Below are 21,684 nucleotides of genomic sequence, written 5' to 3' on the forward strand. Positions count from 1 at the left end.
GCCGCCGCATGCCCAGCCGCCCCGCGACCGGCCGTCGCGCACCGGGCCGCCTCCCGCGCGCCCGCGCCGACCTGTCCCGCCGCTCGCTGCTGATCGGCTTGTCGGCCGCGCTCGGCGGGGCGGCGGGGTGGGCCCTGACCTCGGCGATCGGGCGGGGTGACGACGACGAGGACCTCGATCGCGGCCAGAGCGCCGAGTCCGTGGCCCCGCGCCCGTACGTACCGCCGGAGGGGGCGGTCCCCGTGCGCGAGCCCCGCCGGTTCCACTACGCCGATCCGGGCGACACGGACGGGCAGTCGTTCGGCGACCTGCACCTGCCCGACTCGGCGAACCCGGCGTTGCCGGTGGTGGTGCTCATCCACGGCGGGGGCTGGAAGGACTCGCTCGGCCTGACGTACATGGAGAACCAGGCCCGCGACCTGGCGTCGTTCGACGTGGCGGTGTGGAACGTGGAGTACCGGCGCGTGGACTCCGGCGGCGGCTGGCCCACCACGGTGGCGGACGTGTGCGACGCCGTCGACCACCTCGCCGAGGTCTCCGCGCAGATCGGCGATCGGCTCGATCTACGCCGGGTGGTGGTGGCCGGGCACTCCGCGGGCGGGCACCTGGCGCTGTGGGTGGCCGGGCGGGCCCGGCTGCCGTCCTCGCTGCCCGGATCGAGACCGGTGGTGCCGGTGTCCGGCTGCGTCTCGCTGGCGGGCGTCGCGGACCTGCTCATGGCCGAACGCGCCGGCGACAGGTACGTCCACGATCTGCTCGGCGGCCGCCCGAACGACCGCCGGCAGCGGTACGTCGACGCCTCGCCGGTGACGCACCTGCCCGCCGGGATACCGGTGGTGTGCGTCCACGGCCGCGAGGACAAGGTCGTGCTCCCCGAGCAGTCCGAGTCCTACGTCCGGGCGGCGCGCCGGGCCGGCGATCCCGCCCGCGTCTCCCTCGTCACCGGTGGTCACGACCCGTGGGGTGACATCACCGGCACCGTCTGGCACGACACCCGCGACACCATCCTGGCGATGGCCCGCCGCAGCCCCAACCCCGCGGGCTGAGCTCAGGGGCTGACCCCGCGGGCTGAGCTCAGGCGGGCGCGCCCGCACAAGTCTGACGCACCCGCTCAGACCCAGCCGGTGTCCACCCGGATCCGCTCGAGCCGGCGGTAGGCGATCAGCCACTGCCCGTCCACGCGGCGGTACCGCTCGTGGTAGTGGCCCCAGCCGTGGAGTCGACGCTCTCGGTCGCCGACGCGCCACCAGAGCCGGTCCTCCATCGCCCAGACCCCGCTCGCGGTCGGTTCGCCGGTCTCCGGGTCGGGGCCGGTGAACTCGAGCAGCGGGGTGTGGCCGTGGTGGACGCTGGTCACGGGGCTCTCGCCGTCGAGGGTCTGGCGGATCGCGGCCGTGAGCGCCTCCCGTCCGCGCACCTCGGCGGCGCCTCCGCTGGCCGCCCAGGACTCACTCACCACGTCCTCGGTGTGGCACGGCCCGTAGGCGTCCCACTGCTTGGTGTCCATGACGTACAGGCGGCGGGCGAACACCGCCCAAATCGCCTCGAGGTCGGCACTGGTCAGCGCGGCGCCCGAGCCGATCCCCGCCGCGCCCACATTCTCGGCCCTGCTCACGTCGTGTAGTCGGCGTTGATCGAGATGTATTCCCGCGTGAGGTCGCAGCCGTAGACCGTGCACGACCCGTCCGCGGCGCCGCCCTCCACACCCGAGCCGCCCTCCACACCCAGGTCCACCGAGATGGTGACCTCCTCCGCCCGCATGATCTCGGTGAGCCGCTCGAGCTCGGCCTCGCCGGGGAACGCGGGATAGGTCTCGAGGTCGCCGAAGACGATTCGCACCCGCTCCGGGTTGATGTCGGTGTCGTCGTGGCACTTGCCGATCGCCATCGCCACGCGGCCCCAGTTGGGATCGGCCCCGTGGACCGCGGTCTTGACCAGCGGGGAGTTGAGGATCGCCTTGGCCACCCGCTTGGCCTGGGCCCGGTCCCGCGCACCGGTGACCTCGACGGTGAGCAGCTTGGTGGCGCCCTCGCCGTCACGGGCAAGCTGGCGGGTGAGGTCCAGGCACACGGCCTCGAACGCCTCGCGCAGTTCGACCTCGCCGACCGGATCGCCTGCCCCGCTCGCCAGCGCGATGGCCGTGTCGGAGGTCGAGGTGTCGGTGTCGACGGACAGGCAGTTGAAGGTCTCGTCCACCGCGGCCCTGAACGCGGAGTCCAGCACACCCGGCTCCACGGCGGCATCGGTGAACAGCACGGCGATCATCGTGGCCATGTCCGGTTCGATCATCCCGACACCCTTGGCGATGCCCACCACCTGAGCGGCGCCGCCCGTCGTCGTCGTCACCTCCACCCGCGCGGTCTTGGGGTGGGTGTCGGTCGTCATCATCGCGGTCGCCAGCGCGACGGCGTCGGCGTCGAACGTTGCGCCCGCCAGGCCGTCGAGGTGCGCGCGCAGCTTGTCCATCGGGTAGCGCCGGCCGATCACGCCGGTCGAGGCGATGAGCAGCTCCCCCGGGGCCACGTCCACCGCGCCGGCCGCGCGCTCGAGCACCTCACGCGCGTCGGCCATTCCCTGCTCGCCGGTGGCGACGTTGGCGTTCTTGGCGACCACCACCACGCCGCGCGCCGTGCCGCCGGCGGCGTTCTCACGGCTGAGCACCACCGACGGCCCCGCGAAGAGGGAGCGGGTGAAGACCGCGGACGAGGCCGGGGAGGGACCGTCATTGACGACGACGAAGACGTCGTCACCGCGCTCGCGCAGTCCCGCGGATCCCGCGTGCGCGCGGAAACCCGGTGGGAGCGGGACGGGATCGTGGGCGGGCTGCGTGGGCGGCGTCATGTGCTCCATTCTTACTGCCGCCGTCTGCCGCGCGGAACCGGGATGACCGTGTAACGCGCGCACGGGTTTCGGAGATGAACAGTGTGAGCTCGATCACAGAGCTACACACGCGGGTGGCGCATCGGGCGTCGCCCCCGACGAAAGGATCAACCCATGATCTCCGATGTTCTCCGCGACTTCGCACGAGCCCTGCGCGATATCAACGTCGGCTCGACCGCCGTCGATGAGGGCGCCGACTTCTTCGGTGGCCTGCTCTACCAGGCCGCCCGGTTCATCTCGACCGCCTTCGGCTCCTGAGCCGCGGCCGACCGGGCCCCGCGCCCGGCGATCACCGCCACGACGCCGGCATCCGACACCACGACGGATGCCGGCGTCGTCGCATTCCCTCCCGCGGCATCACGCGCCGCGAGATTGCCGCCAGTTGCGCCCACTCGACGCCGACGCCCGACGGCGCCAGCCCTCGGGAACCGGCGCGTTTCGCGATTCATGGCGCTCGTCACAGAATAAAAATCGAGAAACCGATGACCTGCAATCGTAAAAGTGAGCACCTCTCCACAGCGGGCGTCAGGGCCGGAAATGTGTAGAGGCCGGGTAACAGTCTCCTCCCGGGGCCAGATGTACCTCACGAGTCCGCAAGCAGGACTGCACCACGGCAGCGGCGCACCCCGGCGCCGCTCACATACGAAAGGATCACACCATGATCAACGAGTTCTTCGCTCAGGTTGTCGAGTTCTTCAACGGCCTCATCGGCTCCGGCTCCGTCGCCGTCGAGGGTGGCTCGGCCGCCGCCCAGGGTGCCTACAACACCGTCGTCGGCTCGCTCGGGAACGTCTTCGGCGCCTGAGTTAGGCCGTTGACCGCCGGGCACGCCCCGGCAGCACTTCCTCGACACCGGCATCCGCCTCGCGCGGATGCCGGTGTCGTTCATTTCAGCCGGCCCTCCCCTTGTTCGTCGGACCACTCGACAGGCCAAGCGACGCGTAAAGTGATCCAGATCACATTAAAGCGTAACTGCGACTTCACCTGCAAGAGTAAACGATTTCCTCGATTCTCGGCCCGTTTTCGACGCCTGATCGGATGAAACGGTCGCATCCACTACGTAGCGTCTGATGGTGAGATCTTGAGGGATCACCGGTCCACAAGATCCTCACGCCAGACCGAGCGGCGCATCCGGCGCCGCCCCTGACGAAAGGACGATCACATGATCTCCGAGTTCCTGAACGGCCTCGCCACCGGCTCCGCTGCTGTCAACACCGGCTCTGAGGTTGTCGACGGCGGCGGCGACCTCGCCGCCCAGGTCATCGGTTTCTTCACCGACCTGGTCGAGAACTTCGGCTCCTGAGCCGACGCGCCTCACGGCGCATCGCCCGGGTCGGTGTGTGAGCTGACCTGAGCACCCCGAGAAACCGGCCCCCGCTTCGGCAGGGGCCGGTTTCCGCATTTCCGCCGCCCGTATGCCTCCTCCGCACACCGGGGCACGCCGGTAGCCTCGTGCCATGGAGCTCGATCTGTCCCGCCACGTCGCCGCCGACCCCGACACCGTGTGGTCCGTGCTCACCGACATCCCTGAGGCGCACCGCACGCTCAGCGGGGTGATCGGGGTCGAGATCCTCACGACCGGCCCCTACGAGCCCGGCCTGCGGTGGCGCGAGACCCGCAAGATGTTCGGGATGAAGGCCACCGAGGAGATGATGGTGATGGCCGCCGAGCCGCCTCACTCCACCACGATCGTCGCCGAGAACGGCGGGACCGAGTACACGACCGTCTTCACCATCACTCCCGATGCCGAGGGCGGGTCGACGCTCCGGATGCGCTTCGGCGCCGAGACGGCCCACGCCCCCGCGGTCTCCCGCGTCGTGATGGGGCTGATGGGTAAGGCCGCCGAGAAGTCCACCCGCAAGACCATGGAGCAGGACCTGGCCGACATCGCGGCCGAGGCCGAGCGGCGGGCCTCATCTTCCTAGCCGCCGCGGGCGCGTACCCGGCCTACCCGGTCTGCTCGACCGCGCGGTCCCACAGCTCTGCGACGACCTCCGCGGCCGGCCGGTCGGCGTAGGCGTCGGCCGCCCGCCAGCGCGACCCCGCCCACAGTGGCGGCACCTCGATGTCGCCCGCTTGCGCGGCGGCCTTGCGCATCGGACCCGTGAGGAGGTGCAGGTACGGGTACGCCGCCGGCGCGGCCTCGTGGAACTCCGCGACGAACTCGTTGACGAGCGCCCGGGCGTAGCGACCGGTGTAGCAGCGGGTCGGCCGCGACTCGGTGAACCGGTGGTCGCCGAGCGCGGACCGGTGCAGAGTGCTCGTGCCCGCCTCCGGAGTGCGCAGCAACACGGTCCCGAGCTGAACACCGTCCGCACCGGCCGCGAGCACGGCGGCGACGTCGTCCGGCGTGCTGATCCCGCCTGCGGCGACGAACGGCACCTCGGGCAGCGCCTCGCGCACCGCCCGCACCAACTCGACCGTGGTTATGTCGTCGGGCTCCTCGCCGACGGTGGTCGTGGACCGGTGCCCGCCGGCCTCGGCGCTCTGGACCGACAGCCAGTCCGCCCCGGCCTCGACGGCCCGACGCGCGTCGGCGACGCCGGCCACCGTCACGACCACGGCCGTGCCCACGTCCTGTAAAGCACGGACCACGCCGGGCTCCGGGATGCCGAAGGTGAACGAGACCACCGCGACCGGGTCGTCCACCAGCGCGGCGAGCGTGGCCTCCAGGTCGAAGTCGGTGAAGCCTGGCGACTCCGCGAGGGCCACCTCCAGCCGCCGGGCGACCCGACCGATCGCGTCGGCGTAGCGCACCACCGCGTCCGGCCCTCCCGCCGACGCCAGCGCGGCCTCGGAGTCGGCGCGATCCACCAGGAAGACGTTGATACCGAACGGCGCGTAGGTGAGCTCGCGAACGCGCGCGATCTCCGCCCTGGTGCCGGCGGCGTCGAGGTAACCGGAGCCGATCATGCCCAGGCCGCCCGCCTCGCCCACCGCGGCGATGAGTTCGGGCGTCGTGGGGCCGCCGGCCATCGGCGCCCCGATCACGGGCCGGCGCAGATGCGACGGGAGCAGGCGGCGGCGGTTCTGGCCCTGCGGGGCCCGATCGGACTGTGTCTGATGCTCGGTCATGTCCGTGACGCTACGCCCGGGGTCACCGCCCTGCGGCGGGTGACGGCGTAGACCACACCGCCGACGACGAAGACGACGACGCCTCCGACGACCGACTGCCAGGGCAGGCTCCCGGCGACGATGACGCATCCGACCGCGCCGAGCACCGGCACCCAGGCCGGCAATCCGCGGCGCCGTCGGTCAAGGCGCAGGGCCGCGGTGTTCGCGACGAGGTAGTAGATCAGCACGGCGAACGAGGAGAACCCGATCGCCTGGCGCACGTCGGCCACCAGGACGATCGCGGCCACCACCACGCCCACGCAGATCTCGGCGACGTACGGCGTCCGCGTGGTGGGGTGCACTGCCGATAGCGGGGCGGGCAGGTGCCGGTCCCGCGCCATCGCCAGCGTCGTGCGGGAGACGCCGAGCACTCCGCCCAGCAGGGCCCCGAGCGCGGCGATCCCGGCGGCGATCCGCACCACGGGCGCGAACACCTCCCCGGCCGGGACCCGTTCAGCGGCGTCCAGTACGGGCGCGGCGCTCGCGGCCACGCCTCCCACCCCGAGCACGTGGACCGTCGCGGCGAGGACGATCGCGTAGACGGCGATCACCACGCTGATGGCGATGACGACCGCCCTCGGGATCGTGCGGCCCGGGTCACGCACCTCCTCGCCGAGCGTGGCGATGCGGGCATACCCGGCGAAGGCGAAGAAGCAGAACCCCGCGCCGCCCAGCACGCCGAGGATGCGCCCGGGCCACGCCTCGCCGTCGACGGCGGGCACTGCCCCGGGCAGTGCCGCGGCCGCTGACGGCACCGACGCTGCCGACGAGTCGGCCGACGAGACGAACGCCGCCACCACGAACACGGCGAGCACCGCCAGCACGATGCCGACCAACACCTTCGACGCCGTGGCCGTGCGCTGCACCCCGAGAACCGACAGCACCGTCAGCGCCAGCACCGACACCGCGGCGACCACCGAGGACTGCTCCGGCCAGAGGTACAGGCCCACGGTGAGGGCCATCGCCGCGCAGGACGCGGTCTTGCCCACCACGAATCCCCAGCCGGCGAGAAATCCCGGCAGCGGGCCGAGCAACTCGCGACCGTAGACGTACGTCCCGCCCGCCGCGGGGAACTGCGCTGCCAGGCGAGCGGAGGACAGGGCGTTGCACACGGCCACCACGGCGGCCACCGCGAGCGAGGCCCACACCCATGAGCCTGCGCGTGCCGCGGCGGGCGCGAACGCCACGAACACGCCGGCCCCGATCATGGCGCCGAGGCCCACCACGACGGCATCGGACGGCCCCAGCCTGCGGTCGAGAGTCGAGTTCATCCGCACACCATCGCAGCCGCAGGTGGACGAGAAGTGAACTCCCGGCCTGTGGACCCGGGCACCGATTCCGCGCCGAAGCGGACGCAGGTCAACGTCGTAACGGACGCATGTGAACATTGAACAAGCCTGTGTGGCCTGCAACACTCGAACTGCGTACTCAGCGTTGTCTCAGCACTCGGCAGTGCCAGTGCTGCCACTGGGACACGGGTCGGCACCGTCCACCCGACACACCACGAAGGGACCCCTCGGCATCTCACAGTCCGCCCGTCATCTCGCCCGCACCGGCCTCGGACGACATCGACGACATCGACGTCTTCGACGTCGTCAACGCCGCGCAGTGGATCAACCTCGAGGACGGCACGAGCGCCGAGGCGCCCGAGGCGGTCACCGACGCCAACGCGGCCCGCGACGCTGTCGGGTTGGGCGAGCTCGAGCCGGGGGTGTACGCCAGTGTGGGAGCCTGCCTCGACTCAAGCCTAAACCTGCTCTCGATGGACTACGACGCCCCGATCTTCGTCCCCGGCGGCGTGGGCAGCGTCGGGCAGGCCATCGATCTCGGCAGCAGCGCACTCGAGATGGAGGGCGGCAGTTCGATGCTGATGGACTTCGGCACCGCCATGGTCGGCAGCTGACCCGACGCCGGGGCGCCTCGGCGCCCCGGCGCCTCCATCGCGGTCGGCGGGCGCGGGAGCAGCGCGGCCCCCGAGGGGACCCCGGATACAGTGGAGGGCGTGTCCCCCACCCGCCGGCTCCGTGTGGCGGTCGCCGCCCTCGCGACGGGGCTGACACTGGTCGGGTGCGCCTCCGGTGAGCCCGCCGCGCCCGGCCCGGACTCCACCGCCGCTGGTCCGGCCGCTCCCGCTCCGTCGGCTGATTCCGGCGCGTCTGCCCGTCCTGCTGCGTCGACCGATCCGGCTGCGTCGACTGGTCTCGCCGGCCCCGTGCCGGCGATACCGCCGCCGCCCGGATGTGTATCGCCGCTGGACGGGCTGACGCAGCGTCAACGCATCGCCCAGCTGTTCACCGTCGGCGTGAGCTCCATGGCCGACGCTCGCCGGGCGGTCGAACAGCACGCGATCGGCGGCATCTTCCTCGGCGGAGACGTGGTGGGCGAGGTGGTCTCCGGCGACGGGCTCGCCCGGCTGCAGCACGACTCAGCCCTGCCGCTGCTCGTGGCGATCGACGAGGAGGGTGGGCGCGTGTCGCGCATCGCCCCGTACGCCGGCCCGCTGCCGTCCGCCCGCGTGATGGCCGCGACCATGAGCCCCGAGCAGGTCCGGGCGACGGCCCGCGCCCGAGGGGAGTTCCTCCGCGGGATGGGTGTGACCGTCGATTTCGCGCCCTCCCTCGACGTGTCCGAGCAACCGGACGGCGCGGTGATCGGTGACCGCTCCTTCTCCCCCGACCCCGCCCGCGTCGTGTCCTATGCCCGCGCGTTCGCCGCCGGTCTACGCGACGCGGGCGTCGCCCCCGTGTTCAAGCACTTCCCCGGACACGGGCGTTCCACCGGCGACAGTCACCACCGGTCGGTGACCGTCCCACCGCTCGACCAGCTCGTGCCCCACGACCTGCACCCGTTCGCCGCGCTCGCCGAGACGCCGGGGGCCGGCATCATGCTGGGCCACCAGCAGGTGCCCGGCCTGACCGGAGTCGACCGGCCCGCCTCCCTCTCGCCCGCCGCGTACCGGCTGCTGCGAGAGGGCCACGGCTACGGCGCCCCGCCGTTCGACGGTCCGATCTTCACCGACGACCTGTCCGGCATGCGCGCCGTAACCGACGCGTTCCCGCTGCCCACCGCCGTGACCGAATCCCTCATCGCCGGAGCCGACTCCCCGCTGTGGATCACGACGGCCGGGCTCGGTGAAGCGTTGGACGCCGTCGAGCGGGCCGTGGCCGACGGCGTCCTGAGCCGGCGGGCGCTGGACCGGTCGCTCGAGCGCATGGCGACCCTGCGGGGCATCCCCGTGTGCGTGGGCGGCCCCGCCACCGGGTTCCTCGAGGAGGCCGGCCCGCTGGCCACGCCGGTCCCGGACCTGCCGCCGCGGGCCGACCTGCCCGCGTTGCCGCCGCCGCGCTGACAGGTCAGCCGGCGCCCTCGGCAGACCACACGCCCGAGCTGCCGCGGCGGTGCGAGTCCATCAGGTGCGTGTCCACCACGCCGATGGCCTCCATGAGCGCGAAGACCGTCACCGGCCCGACGAAGCTGAACCCGCGCCGTTTGAGCTCCTTGGCCAGCGCCTCAGACTCCGGCGACCGGCTGGGCACCTCGTCCATGGTCCGCGGCTCGGGCGTGCGCTCGGGCCGATAGGACCAGACGAGTTCGACCAGACCGCCCTCGGAGCGCAGGGCGACCACGGCACGCGCGTTGGCGATCGCCGCGTCGATCTTCCGGCGGTTGCGCACGATCCGCGCGTCGGCCATCAGCCTGGCGATGTCGTCCTCCCCGAAGGCCGCCACGGCGTCGGGGTCGAACCCCGCGAACGCCTCGCGAAACGCGGGCCGCTTGCGCAGGATCGTGACCCAGCTCAACCCGGACTGGAACCCCTCGAGGACCAGCCGCTCGTACAGACCGGCCTCGTCCCGGACGGGCATACCCCATTCGGTGTCGTAATACTCCCGCAGTAGCGGGTCCCGCGCCGCCCACGGGGGCCGCCTCAGCCCGTCCTCGCACAGCACGGTGTCGGAAGACGCGGCGCCGCCGGTCGTGGTCGGGTCGGTCTCGGTCGGCTCGGTCCCGGTGATTTGCATGTCGTCGATCTGCATGTCGTCTCCCTCGTCGGTCGGACCACCGGCGGTGGTGGTCGCCGTCACCCTAGGGCCGGACTACGACAAGGGCCCGGTTACGACAGCACCCCGGTGAGCTGGACGATGCGGACGACGGCCAGCACGGTCAGCGCCACGCCCACGACCAGGGTGAGCACCCGCCCGGCCACGCGGCCGTAGGACAGGAACCGGTCGATGCGACGGGTCGCCGCACCGATGCTGCCCGAGGGAACCCGCGACAGCGCGATGATCAGCCCGGTGCTGGGCAGGATCGCGATGACGGCGAAGAACAGGATCTGCAGCAGCTTGGACCACCACGGAGTCTCGGCGAACGAGATGAGCACCATGCCCGCCGCGAACGGCGCGGACGTCCCCGACTGGATCACGCCCAGCGCGATGCCGGTGGCCATGATCCCGAACTTCTGCAGGATGTTCTGGGTGAGCGGGGCCTCGACGCTCTCCTCCTTGGCCTCCGCGGGCCGGCGCAGGCCCATGACGGTGATGACCAGGCCGACAACGCCCAGCGCGATCATCGCCCACAGGTTGTAGAACAGGCTCCGGACGAACTCCTGGTTGTTGCCGATCACCCACACCGAGATCAGCGAGAGCAGCACGATCCCGCAGAACGCACCCCCGGTGAACCGCGCCGCCCGCGGGGCGAACGCGATCCCGCGGCCGGCCGACGTCAGCCACAGCCCCGCAATAACGGCGAAGGCCAGGAGATTGAGCGAATCGATCGCCGCGAAACCCAGCAGGCTGAGGTAGTACTGCACCGGGTCACCCTACCGGCGGCCGCGCGGGCCGCGACCCCGGCTGTCCCCGGGATCGCGGTCGTCGCGGCGGCCGAGCTCGTCGTCGTACTCATCGTCGTCGTACCTCGCGCCGCGCGGTCGGTCGAACACCGACCGCTCGCGGCGCCGCAACACGTCCAGGTCGCGCACGGTCCAGCTGCGCACGGGCGCCGGCACGCGCCACTGCCGGACCCACGCGGTCATCCGGAAGGTGAACACCAGCACCGACAGCACCGTCGCCGACACCGGCCCCCACACGTCGGTGGACACGGCGACGGCGGTGAGCGTGGCGCCGGTCGCCGCGGGGATCACGTACAGGTTCGACCCGCTGAACACGGCCGGGATCTCGTTGGCCACCACGTCACGCATCAGCCCGCCGCCGACCGCGGTGACCACCCCGAGCAGCAACGCGGACGCCACCGGCATGCCGTGATCCAACGCGCGCGCCGTGCCGAACGTGCAGAACAGGCCCAGACCGGCGGCGTCGCACGCCACGATGAGCGTCTGCACCCGGTGGATGACCGAGCCCAGCAGGTACACCACCACGACGGCGACCAGCGGCGGGACGAGGTAGACGGGCTTGTCCAGCGCGAGCGGGGTGACGCCCAGCAGGACGTCGCGAATGATGCCGCCGCCGAGGCCCGCGAGCAGGCCCAGGATGAACCCGCCGGTGATGTCGATGTCCTTGCGCGCCGCCAGCAGGTTGCCCGACAGGGCGAAGAAGAACACGCCCATCAGGTCGAACCACAGGACGAGCGGCGACGTCTCCACGGTCGGTCCTAGACCACCGCGTTCGCGGTCGAGCGTGCGTGGTGACGGTTACGCACCGCGCGGAACGTCCAGAGCTTGTTGACGACGAAGTTGATCGGCATCGTGATGAGGATCGTCAGCAGCTGACTCCAGTACTCCCGGGAGTGGATCCCCGCCTCCTCGTGCCACCACGGCTCCGGCAGGTAGAGCGGGCTGGTGGGGTTGGTGAACGCGAGCTTGATGAAGATGCCCGCGGCCGCCGCCACCGACCCCACCACCAGGAACGGCCAGAACTCCTGCCACGCCGGCGCCTTGCGACCCTTGCCGAACGTCCAGTGCCGGTTGAGCAGGAAGTTGTAGAAGTTGGCCACGAGGAACGCCACGATCCACACGAGCGTGGTGAACCGGAAGTTGAACTCCGTGTCCGCGATGGGGAACAGGATCTCCTGCGCGTTGGCCGTGCCGCCGTTGGCCTTGTTCATCAAGACCGTGACGATCATGTTGACGACCATGCCCGAGCCGCCCACGATTCCGAACATGACGAACTGCCGGACGCTGCGACGGTAGCGACCGAGTTCGGCGGGGGCTGGGTTCACAGGCGACCAGTCTAGGCCCTCTCCGCGAGACGTCAGGCCGCGCCGTGTCCCTCCGGCACCCTCTCGGACGGATCGGTGATGGGCCCGGGGGCGGTCCCGTCGCCGAACGGGCGACCACCCAACTCCTCGCGGTGGTGCGGCGTGAGCAGACCGGACAGGTCCGGCCCCTTAGGGATGACGCCCGTGGGGTTCACGTCGCGGTGGACGTTGTAGTAGTGCGCCTTGATCTGGGGGAAGTCGCACGTGTCGCCGAAGCCGGGGGTCTGGAACAGGTCACGGAGGTAACCCCACAGCGCGGGCATCTCGCTGATCTTGGACCGGTTGGCCTTGAAGTGGCCGTGGTAGACCGCGTCGAAGCGGACCAGCGTGGTGAACAGGCGGATGTCGGCGACGGTGATGGACTCACCGACGAGGTAGCGGCGGGTGGTCAGGCGCTCCTCGAGGCGGTCGAGCGAGGCCCACAGCTCGTCGTAGGCCTCCTCGTAGGCCTCCTGGTCGGCGGCGAATCCGCATCGGTACACACCGTTGTTCACCGTGGGGTAGATCCACGAGTCGAGCTCGTCGATCTCGTCACGGTGCTCCTCGGGGTAGAGGTCCGGGGCGCCCTCCCGGTGGAAGGCCGTCCACTCGGAGATGAAGTCGAAGTTGAGCTTCTGGTACGCGTTGGTCACGACGGACCTGGTGGGCAGGTCCACCAGCGCGGGGACCGTGATGCCGCGCGGGTAGTCAGGGATCCGGTTGAAGTAGGCCTCCTGCAGTCGGTGCAGGCCGGTGACGGGGTCCCGTTCGTCCGGGTCGAGGTCGAAGACCCAGGAGTTGATGTCGTGCGTGGGACCCGCGAGCCCCAGCGAGATGGCGCCCTCGAGGCCCAGCAGGCGCCGGACGATGATGCTCCGGCTGGCCCACGGGCACGCGCGGGCGGCCATGAGCCGATAGCGGCCGGCCTCGACCGGCCACCGCATCTCGCCGATCTTCTCGCCGACCGGATCCGAGCCCGCGGGCACATCCGCGACCACGCGGTCGTTGATGTACGTCGCGTCGCGGACGAACTCGCCGTCGGTCGAGGCGTTCTGAGCGGGGGTAAAGTCGGTCGCGGTAGACATGAGGGGCTCCCAGGATCGTCTCAGTTTATTGATGCGTCACCTATCATACCGCCTGATCGCGGGCGAGGCCACCCTTCCCACGCCGACGGCGTGTCCCGCAGCGGTGTGCGACGCTGGGGACATGGACTCCGCGCACGTCGACGACGTCCCCACCCGTTACTCCGACTTCGCCGAGTACGAGGTCCGCGGACGCACGCCCGTGTACCTCTCGTGGGCCCGCGGGGTCGCCGAGGACTCCGGGACCAGCGACCTCATCGGGACGCTGCCCCGGATCAAGCGCCAACCCGCCCTGTTCTTCGCCGCCGCCCGGCACGCCGGGGCCCCCGAGACCGAGGACTACGCGACTTTCCGCGGGTTCGTCCACGACCACTGGGCGGAGATCGAGCGGATCGCGCTCACCCACTCCACCCAGACCAACGAGGCCAAGCGCTGCGCGGTGCTGCTGCCGTTCCTCTCCCTCCTGCCCGGCCCGCTCTCCCTCGTGGAGATGGGGGCCTCGGCGGGCCTGTGTCTCTACCCGGACCGCTACGCCTACCGGTACACGGTCGACGGCGGGAGCGCCCACGAGCTGCGGCCCGCCGCCGACCCGGACGGTGCGGCGGGCCGCCCGCCGGTCCTGGACTGCGACCTCCGCGACGGCGTGCCCCTGCCGCGCTCGCTGCCCGAGGTCGCCCACCGCGGCGGCGTGGACCTGGCGCCGATCGACCCCGCCGACCCGGAGTCCCGCGCCTGGCTGCACAGCCTCATCTGGCCCGGCCAGCACGAGCAGCGGGGCCCGCGCCTGGACGCCGCCCTGGACATCGCGTCCGCCGACCCGCCGCGGGTCCTCGCCGGCGACCTCATCGAGCGACTGGAGGACTCCGTCGCCGCCTGCCCGGCCGGCACCACCCCGGTGGTGTTCCACACCGCCGTGCTCGGCTACCTCGAGCCGCCGGCCCGCGCCGAGTTCGTCCGCCGGGTCACCGAGCTGGACTGTGTCTGGATCTCCGTCGAGGGCGTGACCCTTCTGCCCGACGTCGCCGCGCATGTCCCGGAGTCGATCCGCCGCCACAAGGGCATCTTCGTCGTCGCCGTCAACGGACGCCCCCTGGCCACCGCGCACGGCCACGGCGACTGGGTCCGCGCCCTGGACATGCCCTGACCGCTCGACATGCCCTGACCGCCGCCCCACGTCAGCCACGCAGCGGAACGGTACATCCGTACAGTGGCCGCCATGCACGTTCTCGAGCCCGGAACCGAGGTCCCCGACCCGCTCGCCCCGTACCTGGACGTGGACCGATCCCGGCCCGCGCATGAGTGCTGGGTGACCGGGCACATGGTCGCCGGGATCGACGGGACTGCCGCGATCGACGGCCGGGTGGGCTCCCTGTCCACCGCGCCCGACCAGGCACTGTTCCGGAGCATGCGCCAGATCGCCGACATCGTGATGGTGGGTGCCGAGACCGTCCGGCGGGAGGGCTACGGCCCGGTCAGACTGTCCGAGGAGGCGCGGGCCCAGCGCGTCGGCGCCGGGAAGCCGGGGAACCCGCCGGTCGCCGTGATCAGCCGCAGCCTGGATCTCGACTGGACCGCGCGACTGTTCACCGACGCCCCCGAGGACGCCCGGACCCACGTCATCACGTGCACCGCCGCGGACCCGGCCCGGCGGGCCGAGGCCGAGAAGGCCGCGACGGTCGTCGACGCCGGCCGCGACGCGGTCGAGCCGGCCGCCGCGCTGCGGGCGCTGGCGGACCTGGGGCACCGCGTCGTGCTCTGCGAGGGCGGGCCCACCTGGCTCGGCGAACTCGTCGCGGCGGACCGCCTCGACGAGCTGTGCCTGTCCATCTCCCCGTTGATGGGCGGCGACCCGCTCCCGGTGTGCGTGAACCCGGCGGGGTCGGGGATCGCCCGGTTCGCGCTGAAGGGGGCCATGGCCGACGGCGACACCCTGTTCCTGCGCTACGAGACGGACCGACAGGGAGGCGCGCGCGATGCCTGACGGCGACTTCGAGAGCCTCCTCGCCTCGGTCGACCCGGCCATGATCGTGGTGACCACCACCGCGGACGGCACGCGAGGCGGATGCCTGGTCGGCTTCCACGCCCAGTCGAGCATCTCGGCGCAGCACTACAGCGTGTGGTTGTCCAAGGCCAACCACACGTACCGCGTGGGCCTGCGCGCCACGCATTTCGCGGTGCACTTCCTCACTAGCTCCGACCTCGCCCTGGCCGAGCACTTCGGCACGCAGTCGGGTGAGGACGTCGACAAGTTCGCCGACCTCGACCTCGTCGCCGACGACACCGGCGTCCCCCTGGTCGGCGAGTGCGCGAACCGGATAGTGCTCGAACGCATCGCCGTCCTCGACGACGGTGGCGACCACGTCTGCGTCACCACCCGTGTGCACTCCACCCACTTCGGCGGGGACTTCACACCCCTGCGACTCTCGGACGTCGCCCACCTCGACGCGGGCCACGACAGCGAGGAGCGGGCGATCGAGCCCTGAGCGGCGCGGGCGGTAGGCGGCGCGGGCGGTAGGCGGCGCGGGCGGCTCAGCCGAACGGCCACGCGCGGCGCATCGGCTGCCCCGCACCCGGCTCGATGAGGTACTCGGCACCGAAGGCGACCGCGTAGATCTCCGGCGGCAGCGCCAGCATCGTGCCGATGTCGCTGGTCTGGCTCGCATGACACTGCATCGCGCGGCGCTTGGTGTCGATCACGTTCTGCGGCAGGTCGATCGCCCACGCGATCTCGGACTCCGGCATGCCCACCGGCTGACCGTCGTCGCCGGTGAGGATCATCACCCGCAGCTGATCCGGGTCCAGCTCCGTGCCGCCGGCCGCGAGCGTGCGCAGGAACTCGGCGGCCTCGGGACTGTCGAGCATGGCGAGCTGGGCGTCGCGGTTCGTGGTGGCCTCGAGCAGCCGCGGCCGGCGCGTGGCCAGTTCCACCGCGCGTCGGGCGATGCGGTGGACGGCGATGTGGTCGGGGTGCCCGTAGTTGCCGTGGTCGTCGTAGCCCACGAGGACGTCGGCGTCCTCGCGGTCGAGGATCCGGGCCACCCGGGCGGCGGCGGCGTCGATGTCGGCGCGGTGGAGGCAGAGCGGGTCGTCGTTCTGCTCCCAGCCGGTCATCCCGGAGTCGCGGTAACCCAGCCAGTCGATGCGGGCCACGCCCAGCACCGCCGCCGCGGCCCGCGCCTCCCCGCGCCGGTGATCGACGAGGTCGCCGTCGGGGCCGAGGTGCTCGGGACGCTCCCCGTGGTCGCCGTCGGTGGCGAACACGGTCACCACCCGGTGACCGTCGCGGGCGGCCAGGGTCATCATCCCGGCGGTCTGCGAGGTCTCGTCATCGGGATGGGCGTGGAGGAACACGATCGTCGACACCCGGACATTCTGCCCTGTCCGGGGCGGTTCGGGGGCGGGCCGGCGGGACGGACCGACTCAGGCCCGCGCCTCCGGATGACCGGCCAGCCACCGGTCGAAGGCCTCGGCGTGGTGAGTTCCGGTGTGTAGCCGAAGACCTCGCGCAACCGCGTGTTGTCCAGCACGGGCCGGTAGCGGAGGAAACCGGTCTGCTCGGGCCCGTAGCGCGTGGCCCCGAGCGCGCTGCCCACCGGGAGCGCGGCCTTGAGGACCGGCTCCGGGATCGCGAACGTCCGCTTGCCGAGCCGCGCCGCGATCTGGTCGATCGTCAGCGTGCCGGTGCCGGCGACGTTGTAGATCCCGGCCGGGCCGCCTGACACCGCGCGCACGATGATAGCCACGAGGTCGGTGTCCCAGATGAACACGAACGGCGAGTCCGGGCCGCGCACCGCCAGCAGCCGCGGCCGGTGGAAGAGGGCGGTGATCTGGGCCGGACGTGCCGCACGCGCGGCGCCTCGCCGTCCGGCACCCGGATGTCGCCGCTGGTGACCTCGTATCCGGCGGCGCCCAACCCGGCCACCACGCCGGTGCCCAGGAAGCCGCTGCCGCCCGTGACCAGAACCCTCATACCGTCTCCCCTGTCGTGGCGCGAGAACCGGAAGCGCCGGCGCCCGCCTCCGTCGCCCGCGTGCGCCGCGCCCAGAGCACGGCGACGATCAGCCCGGCGATGATGTCCCACACGCCCCACCACGCGGCGACCAGGGCCATGCCGCCCAGGCCGCCGAAGAAGCTGAACACGAACAGCAGCCCGAGCCCGGCGTTGCGGATGCCGACCTCGAACGTCATGGCCTTGCGGGCGGGCACGTCCAGCCGGAAGCCGCGCGCGATCGCGTAACCGAGCCCCAGCGCGAGCGCGTCGTGGGAAAACACCGCCACCGCGACCACTCCGATGTAGGCGACGAACAGCGCCCAGTTGTTGGCCACCGCCGTCATCGACACCGATAGCGCCACGTCCCCGCGCGCCCGGTGGGTGAGGATGTTGGAGACGTTGCCGGGCGGGCAGCACGCCACGAGGATCATCCCGAGCGCCACCGACCCTGGACACCGAGCACCAGCGACAGGCCGAACGTCAGCGCCGGTAGCAGCGCGAACTGCGCGATGATCGCCACCGCGAACGCCCTGGGCTTGCGCAGTGCCAGCCGGAAGTCGGCGAGCCGGGTGTCCATGGCGATCCCGAACAGGATCAGCCCCAGCACGATCTTCAGCGTGGTCAGGGAGCCGGAGTCGAACGCGATCCGGATGTCGTCGACGTTCATGCCGCGCCCCCGGCCGCCCGCGTCATTTCCGCCACCAACCCGGTCACGGCGTCGCGGTAGGCGGTCTTGTTGACGTAGTAGGCCATCCGGTCCACGCCGAGATACTTGTAGCCGGCCGTGAGGTCGGGCCGGGGTCCCCGCCGGGAGGAGTCGACGACGACGAGGGCCGCACGCCTGGCCGGTGAGTCGTCCCGGCGTGCGGCGAGATAGCGGGCGACGATGTCGGCCTGTTCGTAGCGCCCCTGCCAGCCGATGCCGGACGCCTCCGACATGCCGAGGACCGCCAGATCGTCGCGGGCCGACGGGAAGATGTTCAGGTGCAGATCCGGGGCGGCGGACCCCTCGGCCCAGTCGAGATGCCGCCGGTCGATGAACGGGTAGTGCAGCGTGTAGCCGGTGGCGAGCATGACGAGGTCGTAGTCTGCGCTGCCCCATGCGCCCGTCGCGGAAGTGCACGGTGTGTCCGTCGAAGCGCTCGATGTCCGGCCGCACCCCGATGTCGCCGTGACCCACGTGGTGCAGGACCAGCGAGTTGACCACGGGGTGCGACTCGTAGAGCTTGTGGTCGGGCTTCGGGAACCCGAACCGCACCGGGTCGCCGGTGAAGAGCTTGAGCATGCGCGAGTCGACGAATTGCATGATCGGAGCTGGCAGCGGCCGGCCGGAGCTCAGCGTGTCCGCGGGCCGGCCGAGGATGTACTTGGGCACGAAGTGGTAGCCGCGACGCACACTGATGTCGACCGAGGCGGCGTGCTGGACCTCGCCGCTGAACTCGCCGTCGAAGCCCGGGATGTTGGGCTCGGAGAGGGTGCCGTTCGCGATCACCACCGCCGAGAACTCCCCGGCGTCAGCCTCGGGCTCGCGGTTCACCTCGTCGTCGTCGTCCTGCCCGTCCTCACCCACTGACCGCGTGACGACCCGCCACCCCGAGTCGCGCCCCGGCCCGAGCGGTTCCACGCGCACCACCTCGGTGCCGAAGCGGAACCGCTCGCGCAGGCCGAAGTGGTCGGCGAAGTCCCGGAAGTAGGCGAGCAGTCGTCAGTGATCCGGGTAGTCCGGGGTGTCCGCCGGCATGGGGAACTCGGCGAACTCCGTGGTGCGGGCCGACGAGATGAGGTGGGCGGAGGAGTAGACCGTGCTCCGCGGCGCGTCGATGTTCCACAGGCCGCCGCGAGGCCGGAGGGTCCCGCCCCGATGATCGCTACTGGACGGTGTCCATGTTCCGCACGGATAGAGATATTGCCCCGGAACGAGCGACTCCCCGGCGGGTTTCGCTCGGACTGAACGAAACCCGCCGGGGAGTGCGGCGTGGCGGAGGCGCGCGGCGCCCCCGGACGCACGGGGCTTACTTCTCGCGCACCACGGTGCCGTCGTCCTGCAGTCGCAGGAGCGGGTAGATGCCGTTCTCGTCGTGGTTCTCGTCGCCCACGACCGGCGGATTGAAGACGCAGAGCATCTGCATCTCCTCCTCCACGATCACCTGGTGCTTCTCATTGCCGTCGAGCAGGTACATCGTGCCCGCCTCGAGCGGGTACTCCTTGTCGTTGGTGAGGTCACGCAGCGTGCCCTTACCGCGGGTCAGCCAGACGGCCTCGACGTGGTTGGCGTAGTGGAAGTCGTTGGTCGTGCCGGCGGCGATGGTGGTCTCGTGGAACGAGAACCCGACGCGGTCGTCGGCCAGAACGATGCGCTTGGACTCCCAGTTGCCGTTGTTGCCCTTGATGTGGCGGTCGGTGTCGGTGATCTCTCTGGTGCTACGAACGATCATGCGGTGCCTCCTCGTCGAGGGGTTGGTGTCTGTGGGCTTCAGGCGTACTGGCTTCAGGCGTACTGGCTTCAGGCGTACTGCTGGGCGAGGACGTGGTCGACGGCCTCGTAGCAGATCTCGATGCCGCGGTCGCGCTCCTCATCGGTCAGCGTGAGCGGGGCGAGGAACTTGACGACCTCGTCGCTCGGGCCGGCGGTCTCCACGAGCATCTTCTTGTCGAAGCAGCGCGCCATGACCTGACCGGCCAGCTCCGGGCTCTCGAGGAACGCGATGCCGAACGCCATGCCGCGGCCGCGCAGCTCGAGCTTGCCCTCGTACTTGTAGACCAGCGGGGAGAACCGCTCACGCAGGATACGGCCGTTCTCGAGCGTGCGGTTCTGCAGCGCGTCGTCCGACCAGTACTTGCGCAGCGCGAGCTCGGCGGTCACGAACGCCATGTTGTTTCCGCGGAACGTGCCGTTGTGCTCGCCCGGGGTCCACTCGTCGAGCTCGCGGTTGAACAGGGTGACCGCCAGCGGCAGGCCGTATCCACCGATCGACTTCGACAGGGTGACGATGTCCGGCTTGATGCCGGCGAACTCGAACGAGAAGAACTCGCCCGTGCGGCCACAGCCCATCTGGACATCGTCGATGATCAGCAGGATCTCGTGGCGCTTGCACAGCTCGTCGAGGGCCTGCAGCCACTCGGCGCGGGCGGCGTTGATGCCGCCCTCACCCTGGACGCACTCGACGATGACGGCCGCCGGGCGGTTCATGCCGGAGCCGGAGTCGACGAGGACGCGCTCCATCCACTGGAAGTCCTCGGTGACGCCGCCGAAGTAGTTGTCGTACGGCATCGGCGTGGCGTGCACGAGCGGGATGCCGGCGCCGGCGCGCTTCATGGAGTTCCCCGTGACGGACAGCGACCCGAGGGTCATGCCGTGGAACGAGTTGGTGAAGTTGATGATGGCCTCGCGGCCGGTGACCTTACGGGCCAGCTTCAGCGCGGACTCGACGGCGTTGGTGCCCGTCGGCCCGGGGAACATCACCTTGTAGTCCAGGCCGCGGGGCTCGAGGACCTTCTCCGAGAAGGTCTCCAGGAAGGCCCGCTTGGCCACAGTGTACTTGTCGAGCGAGTGGGTGACGCCGTCGCGGGAGATGTACTCCAGCAGGGCGTTCTTCATGTCCTCGTCGTTGTGGCCGTAGTTGAGGGCGCCCGCGCCACCGAAGAAGTCGAGGTACTCGTCTCCGTCGACGGTCCGGAGCGTCGCACCCTTGGCGGTGTCGAACACCACCGGCCAGTTCCGCGAGTAACTGCGCACTTCCGATTCGCGGTCGTCGAAGATCGACGTGTTGGTGCTGGAGTCGTGCGTGGGCTCGGTCATTGTCGTGATCACTCCAATGGGGAAGGTGCGGGCGGCGGTTGCGGGCCGGGCGGCCCGCGCGCCCTTGTCTAGGAAATCGTGTAGAGGTCTTCTTGCTCGTGACCCACTCCGAGGAGTTCGGAGCTGAGGTAGTCCTCGCTGGACAGCGTCATCCCGCGGTCGCGGGCGACTGCGGCGAACGTCCGCTGCGACGCCTCGTTGTCCGGGCTGATGGTGGTGCGCAGTCGCATCACGCCGCGTTCGGCCAGCCGGTCCATGAGGCTGTGCAGCAGTCGGGCCGCGAGGCCCTTGCCGCGCTGGTCGGCGTCGACGCCGACCTGCCACACGAAGATCGTGTCCGGCTCGGAGGGGCGGATGAATCCGGTCACGAAGCCGACGACCCGACCTTCGACCTCCACCACGACCGAGCTCTCGGAGAACTCGGCGCCCCACAAGACGTAGGCGTAGGAGGAGTTGAGGTCGAGGACGCCGCTGTCACGGGCGATCTCCCACATGCGGGTTCCGTCGGCCGCCGTGGGCACACGGAACACCGCGTCGGACGAATCAGGGGTACGGGGTACTTCTCGTTCTCCTGGGTTCATAATCGCCTTCCACCGTAGTGACGCAACCCGGTTGTTGCATCTACCTTC

General features: G+C 71.0%; 28 protein-coding genes. 11 read left to right on the forward strand and 17 right to left on the reverse strand.

The window, feature by feature from the left end:
* The first annotated feature begins 8 nt into the window (after positions 1-8).
* The gene (locus A6035_RS15155; protein ID WP_108848610.1) at positions 9-1,046 is read left to right on the forward strand and encodes an alpha/beta hydrolase; all 1,038 of its coding nucleotides are present in this window, start codon (positions 9-11) and stop codon (positions 1,044-1,046) included.
* A gap of 65 nt (positions 1,047-1,111) precedes the next feature.
* Here A6035_RS15155 and A6035_RS15160 read toward each other — a convergent pair whose 3' ends face one another.
* Together A6035_RS15160 and argJ are read right to left on the reverse strand one after the other, a co-directional pair.
* The gene (locus A6035_RS15160) at positions 1,112-1,597 is read right to left on the reverse strand and encodes a nuclear transport factor 2 family protein (RefSeq protein ID WP_412523627.1); all 486 of its coding nucleotides are present in this window, start codon (positions 1,595-1,597) and stop codon (positions 1,112-1,114) included.
* Positions 1,598-1,611: 14 nt separating this feature from the next.
* The gene (argJ, locus tag A6035_RS15165; RefSeq protein ID WP_412523626.1) at positions 1,612-2,850 is read right to left on the reverse strand and encodes a bifunctional glutamate N-acetyltransferase/amino-acid acetyltransferase ArgJ; all 1,239 of its coding nucleotides are present in this window, start codon (positions 2,848-2,850) and stop codon (positions 1,612-1,614) included.
* A gap of 144 nt (positions 2,851-2,994) precedes the next feature.
* Between argJ and A6035_RS18310 the strand changes: the two genes are divergently transcribed.
* The 4 genes from A6035_RS18310 (at position 2,995) to A6035_RS15170 (ending at position 4,805) form a co-directional block, all read left to right on the forward strand.
* Positions 2,995-3,138, forward strand: a complete 144-nt coding sequence (locus A6035_RS18310) for a hypothetical protein (protein ID WP_159149528.1) — start codon at positions 2,995-2,997, stop codon at positions 3,136-3,138.
* Between the two features lie 400 nt (positions 3,139-3,538).
* Complete coding sequence (locus A6035_RS18315) at positions 3,539-3,685, forward strand: hypothetical protein (protein ID WP_159149529.1); 147 nt, start codon at positions 3,539-3,541, stop codon at positions 3,683-3,685.
* 357 nt (positions 3,686-4,042) lie between these two features.
* A complete protein-coding gene (locus A6035_RS18460; RefSeq protein WP_167400741.1) occupies positions 4,043-4,183 on the forward strand; it encodes a hypothetical protein in 141 nt (46 codons plus the stop codon).
* A 154-nt stretch (positions 4,184-4,337) separates the two neighbouring features.
* Positions 4,338-4,805 (forward strand): SRPBCC family protein, encoded by a 468-nt coding sequence (locus tag A6035_RS15170; RefSeq protein ID WP_108848612.1) that lies wholly within the window; start codon positions 4,338-4,340, stop codon positions 4,803-4,805.
* A 22-nt stretch (positions 4,806-4,827) separates the two neighbouring features.
* Here A6035_RS15170 and A6035_RS15175 read toward each other — a convergent pair whose 3' ends face one another.
* On the reverse strand, positions 4,828-5,955 hold the full coding sequence (locus A6035_RS15175) for an NAD(P)H-dependent flavin oxidoreductase (RefSeq protein WP_108848613.1): 1,128 nt from the start codon (positions 5,953-5,955) through the stop codon (positions 4,828-4,830).
* Positions 5,952-7,265, reverse strand: a complete 1,314-nt coding sequence (locus A6035_RS15180; RefSeq protein WP_108848614.1) for an APC family permease — start codon at positions 7,263-7,265, stop codon at positions 5,952-5,954. Before A6035_RS15180 ends, A6035_RS15175 begins: the two co-directional genes overlap by 4 nt.
* Before the next feature lie 116 nt (positions 7,266-7,381).
* Here A6035_RS15180 and A6035_RS15185 point away from each other — a divergent pair, with 116 nt between their 5' ends.
* Together A6035_RS15185 and A6035_RS15190 are read left to right on the forward strand one after the other, a co-directional pair.
* Entirely contained in the window at positions 7,382-7,897 is a 516-nt protein-coding gene (locus tag A6035_RS15185; protein WP_159149507.1) for a hypothetical protein, read from the forward strand.
* Between the two features lie 99 nt (positions 7,898-7,996).
* Positions 7,997-9,343 carry a glycoside hydrolase family 3 N-terminal domain-containing protein gene (locus A6035_RS15190; protein ID WP_108848616.1) on the forward strand — a complete coding sequence of 449 codons (1,347 nt, stop codon included), beginning with the start codon at positions 7,997-7,999 and terminating at the stop codon, positions 9,341-9,343.
* A 4-nt stretch (positions 9,344-9,347) separates the two neighbouring features.
* On the opposite strand, the gene A6035_RS15195 is transcribed toward A6035_RS15190, so the two are convergent.
* Genes A6035_RS15195 through A6035_RS15215 form a run of 5 tightly spaced genes read right to left on the reverse strand, consistent with a single transcriptional unit; the run spans position 9,348 to position 13,268 of the window.
* Positions 9,348-10,076, reverse strand: coding sequence for a DNA-3-methyladenine glycosylase I (locus A6035_RS15195; RefSeq protein ID WP_244192462.1), 729 nt, complete (start codon positions 10,074-10,076; stop codon positions 9,348-9,350).
* Between the two features lie 29 nt (positions 10,077-10,105).
* Positions 10,106-10,801 (reverse strand): hypothetical protein, encoded by a 696-nt coding sequence (locus tag A6035_RS15200; RefSeq protein WP_108848617.1) that lies wholly within the window; start codon positions 10,799-10,801, stop codon positions 10,106-10,108.
* 9 nt (positions 10,802-10,810) lie between these two features.
* Positions 10,811-11,590, reverse strand: coding sequence for a trimeric intracellular cation channel family protein (locus A6035_RS15205; protein WP_108848618.1), 780 nt, complete (start codon positions 11,588-11,590; stop codon positions 10,811-10,813).
* A gap of 8 nt (positions 11,591-11,598) precedes the next feature.
* Positions 11,599-12,165 carry a GtrA family protein gene (locus tag A6035_RS15210; protein ID WP_108848619.1) on the reverse strand — a complete coding sequence of 189 codons (567 nt, stop codon included), beginning with the start codon at positions 12,163-12,165 and terminating at the stop codon, positions 11,599-11,601.
* Between the two features lie 32 nt (positions 12,166-12,197).
* A complete protein-coding gene (locus A6035_RS15215; RefSeq protein ID WP_108848620.1) occupies positions 12,198-13,268 on the reverse strand; it encodes a glutathione S-transferase family protein in 1,071 nt (356 codons plus the stop codon).
* Between the two features lie 121 nt (positions 13,269-13,389).
* On the opposite strand from A6035_RS15215, the gene A6035_RS15220 reads away from it, so the two are divergent.
* From A6035_RS15220 to A6035_RS15230, 3 genes are all read left to right on the forward strand, one after another.
* Entirely contained in the window at positions 13,390-14,409 is a 1,020-nt protein-coding gene (locus A6035_RS15220; protein ID WP_108848621.1) for a DUF2332 domain-containing protein, read from the forward strand.
* A gap of 72 nt (positions 14,410-14,481) precedes the next feature.
* Positions 14,482-15,246, forward strand: a complete 765-nt coding sequence (locus A6035_RS15225) for a pyrimidine reductase family protein (protein WP_108848622.1) — start codon at positions 14,482-14,484, stop codon at positions 15,244-15,246.
* Entirely contained in the window at positions 15,239-15,748 is a 510-nt protein-coding gene (locus A6035_RS15230; protein ID WP_108848623.1) for a flavin reductase family protein, read from the forward strand. The genes A6035_RS15225 and A6035_RS15230 overlap by 8 nt, the downstream gene beginning before the upstream one ends.
* 46 nt (positions 15,749-15,794) lie before the next feature.
* Here A6035_RS15230 and A6035_RS15235 read toward each other — a convergent pair whose 3' ends face one another.
* The 5 genes from A6035_RS15235 to A6035_RS15250 all read right to left on the reverse strand — a co-directional run bounded on the left by A6035_RS15235 (position 15,795) and on the right by A6035_RS15250 (position 18,330).
* A complete protein-coding gene (locus A6035_RS15235; protein WP_108848624.1) occupies positions 15,795-16,628 on the reverse strand; it encodes a PIG-L family deacetylase in 834 nt (277 codons plus the stop codon).
* Positions 16,565-17,056 carry a Rossmann-fold NAD(P)-binding domain-containing protein gene (locus A6035_RS18320; protein WP_159149428.1) on the reverse strand — a complete coding sequence of 164 codons (492 nt, stop codon included), beginning with the start codon at positions 17,054-17,056 and terminating at the stop codon, positions 16,565-16,567. Before A6035_RS18320 ends, A6035_RS15235 begins: the two co-directional genes overlap by 64 nt.
* Positions 17,057-17,231: 175 nt before the next feature.
* Complete coding sequence (locus A6035_RS15245; protein WP_235026639.1) at positions 17,232-17,699, reverse strand: bile acid:sodium symporter family protein; 468 nt, start codon at positions 17,697-17,699, stop codon at positions 17,232-17,234.
* The gene (locus tag A6035_RS18860; protein WP_235026638.1) at positions 17,684-17,923 is read right to left on the reverse strand and encodes a hypothetical protein; all 240 of its coding nucleotides are present in this window, start codon (positions 17,921-17,923) and stop codon (positions 17,684-17,686) included. The genes A6035_RS15245 and A6035_RS18860 overlap by 16 nt, the downstream gene beginning before the upstream one ends.
* A complete protein-coding gene (locus A6035_RS15250) occupies positions 17,920-18,330 on the reverse strand; it encodes a hypothetical protein (protein ID WP_108848626.1) in 411 nt (136 codons plus the stop codon). Before A6035_RS15250 ends, A6035_RS18860 begins: the two co-directional genes overlap by 4 nt.
* Positions 18,331-18,382: 52 nt before the next feature.
* Here A6035_RS15250 and A6035_RS18325 point away from each other — a divergent pair, with 52 nt between their 5' ends.
* Entirely contained in the window at positions 18,383-18,829 is a 447-nt protein-coding gene (locus A6035_RS18325) for a hypothetical protein (RefSeq protein ID WP_159149426.1), read from the forward strand.
* 439 nt (positions 18,830-19,268) lie between these two features.
* On the opposite strand, the gene A6035_RS15260 is transcribed toward A6035_RS18325, so the two are convergent.
* From A6035_RS15260 to ectA, 3 genes are all read right to left on the reverse strand, one after another.
* Complete coding sequence (locus tag A6035_RS15260; protein ID WP_108848628.1) at positions 19,269-19,691, reverse strand: ectoine synthase; 423 nt, start codon at positions 19,689-19,691, stop codon at positions 19,269-19,271.
* 68 nt (positions 19,692-19,759) lie between these two features.
* On the reverse strand, positions 19,760-21,055 hold the full coding sequence (gene ectB, locus A6035_RS15265) for a diaminobutyrate--2-oxoglutarate transaminase (protein WP_108848629.1): 1,296 nt from the start codon (positions 21,053-21,055) through the stop codon (positions 19,760-19,762).
* A 68-nt stretch (positions 21,056-21,123) separates the two neighbouring features.
* On the reverse strand, positions 21,124-21,636 hold the full coding sequence (gene ectA / locus A6035_RS15270) for a diaminobutyrate acetyltransferase (protein ID WP_108848630.1): 513 nt from the start codon (positions 21,634-21,636) through the stop codon (positions 21,124-21,126).
* Between the last annotated feature and the right edge of the window lie 48 nt (positions 21,637-21,684).

It is taken from the genome of Dietzia lutea, assembly GCF_003096075.1.
GTDB lineage: Bacteria > Actinomycetota > Actinomycetes > Mycobacteriales > Mycobacteriaceae > Dietzia > Dietzia lutea.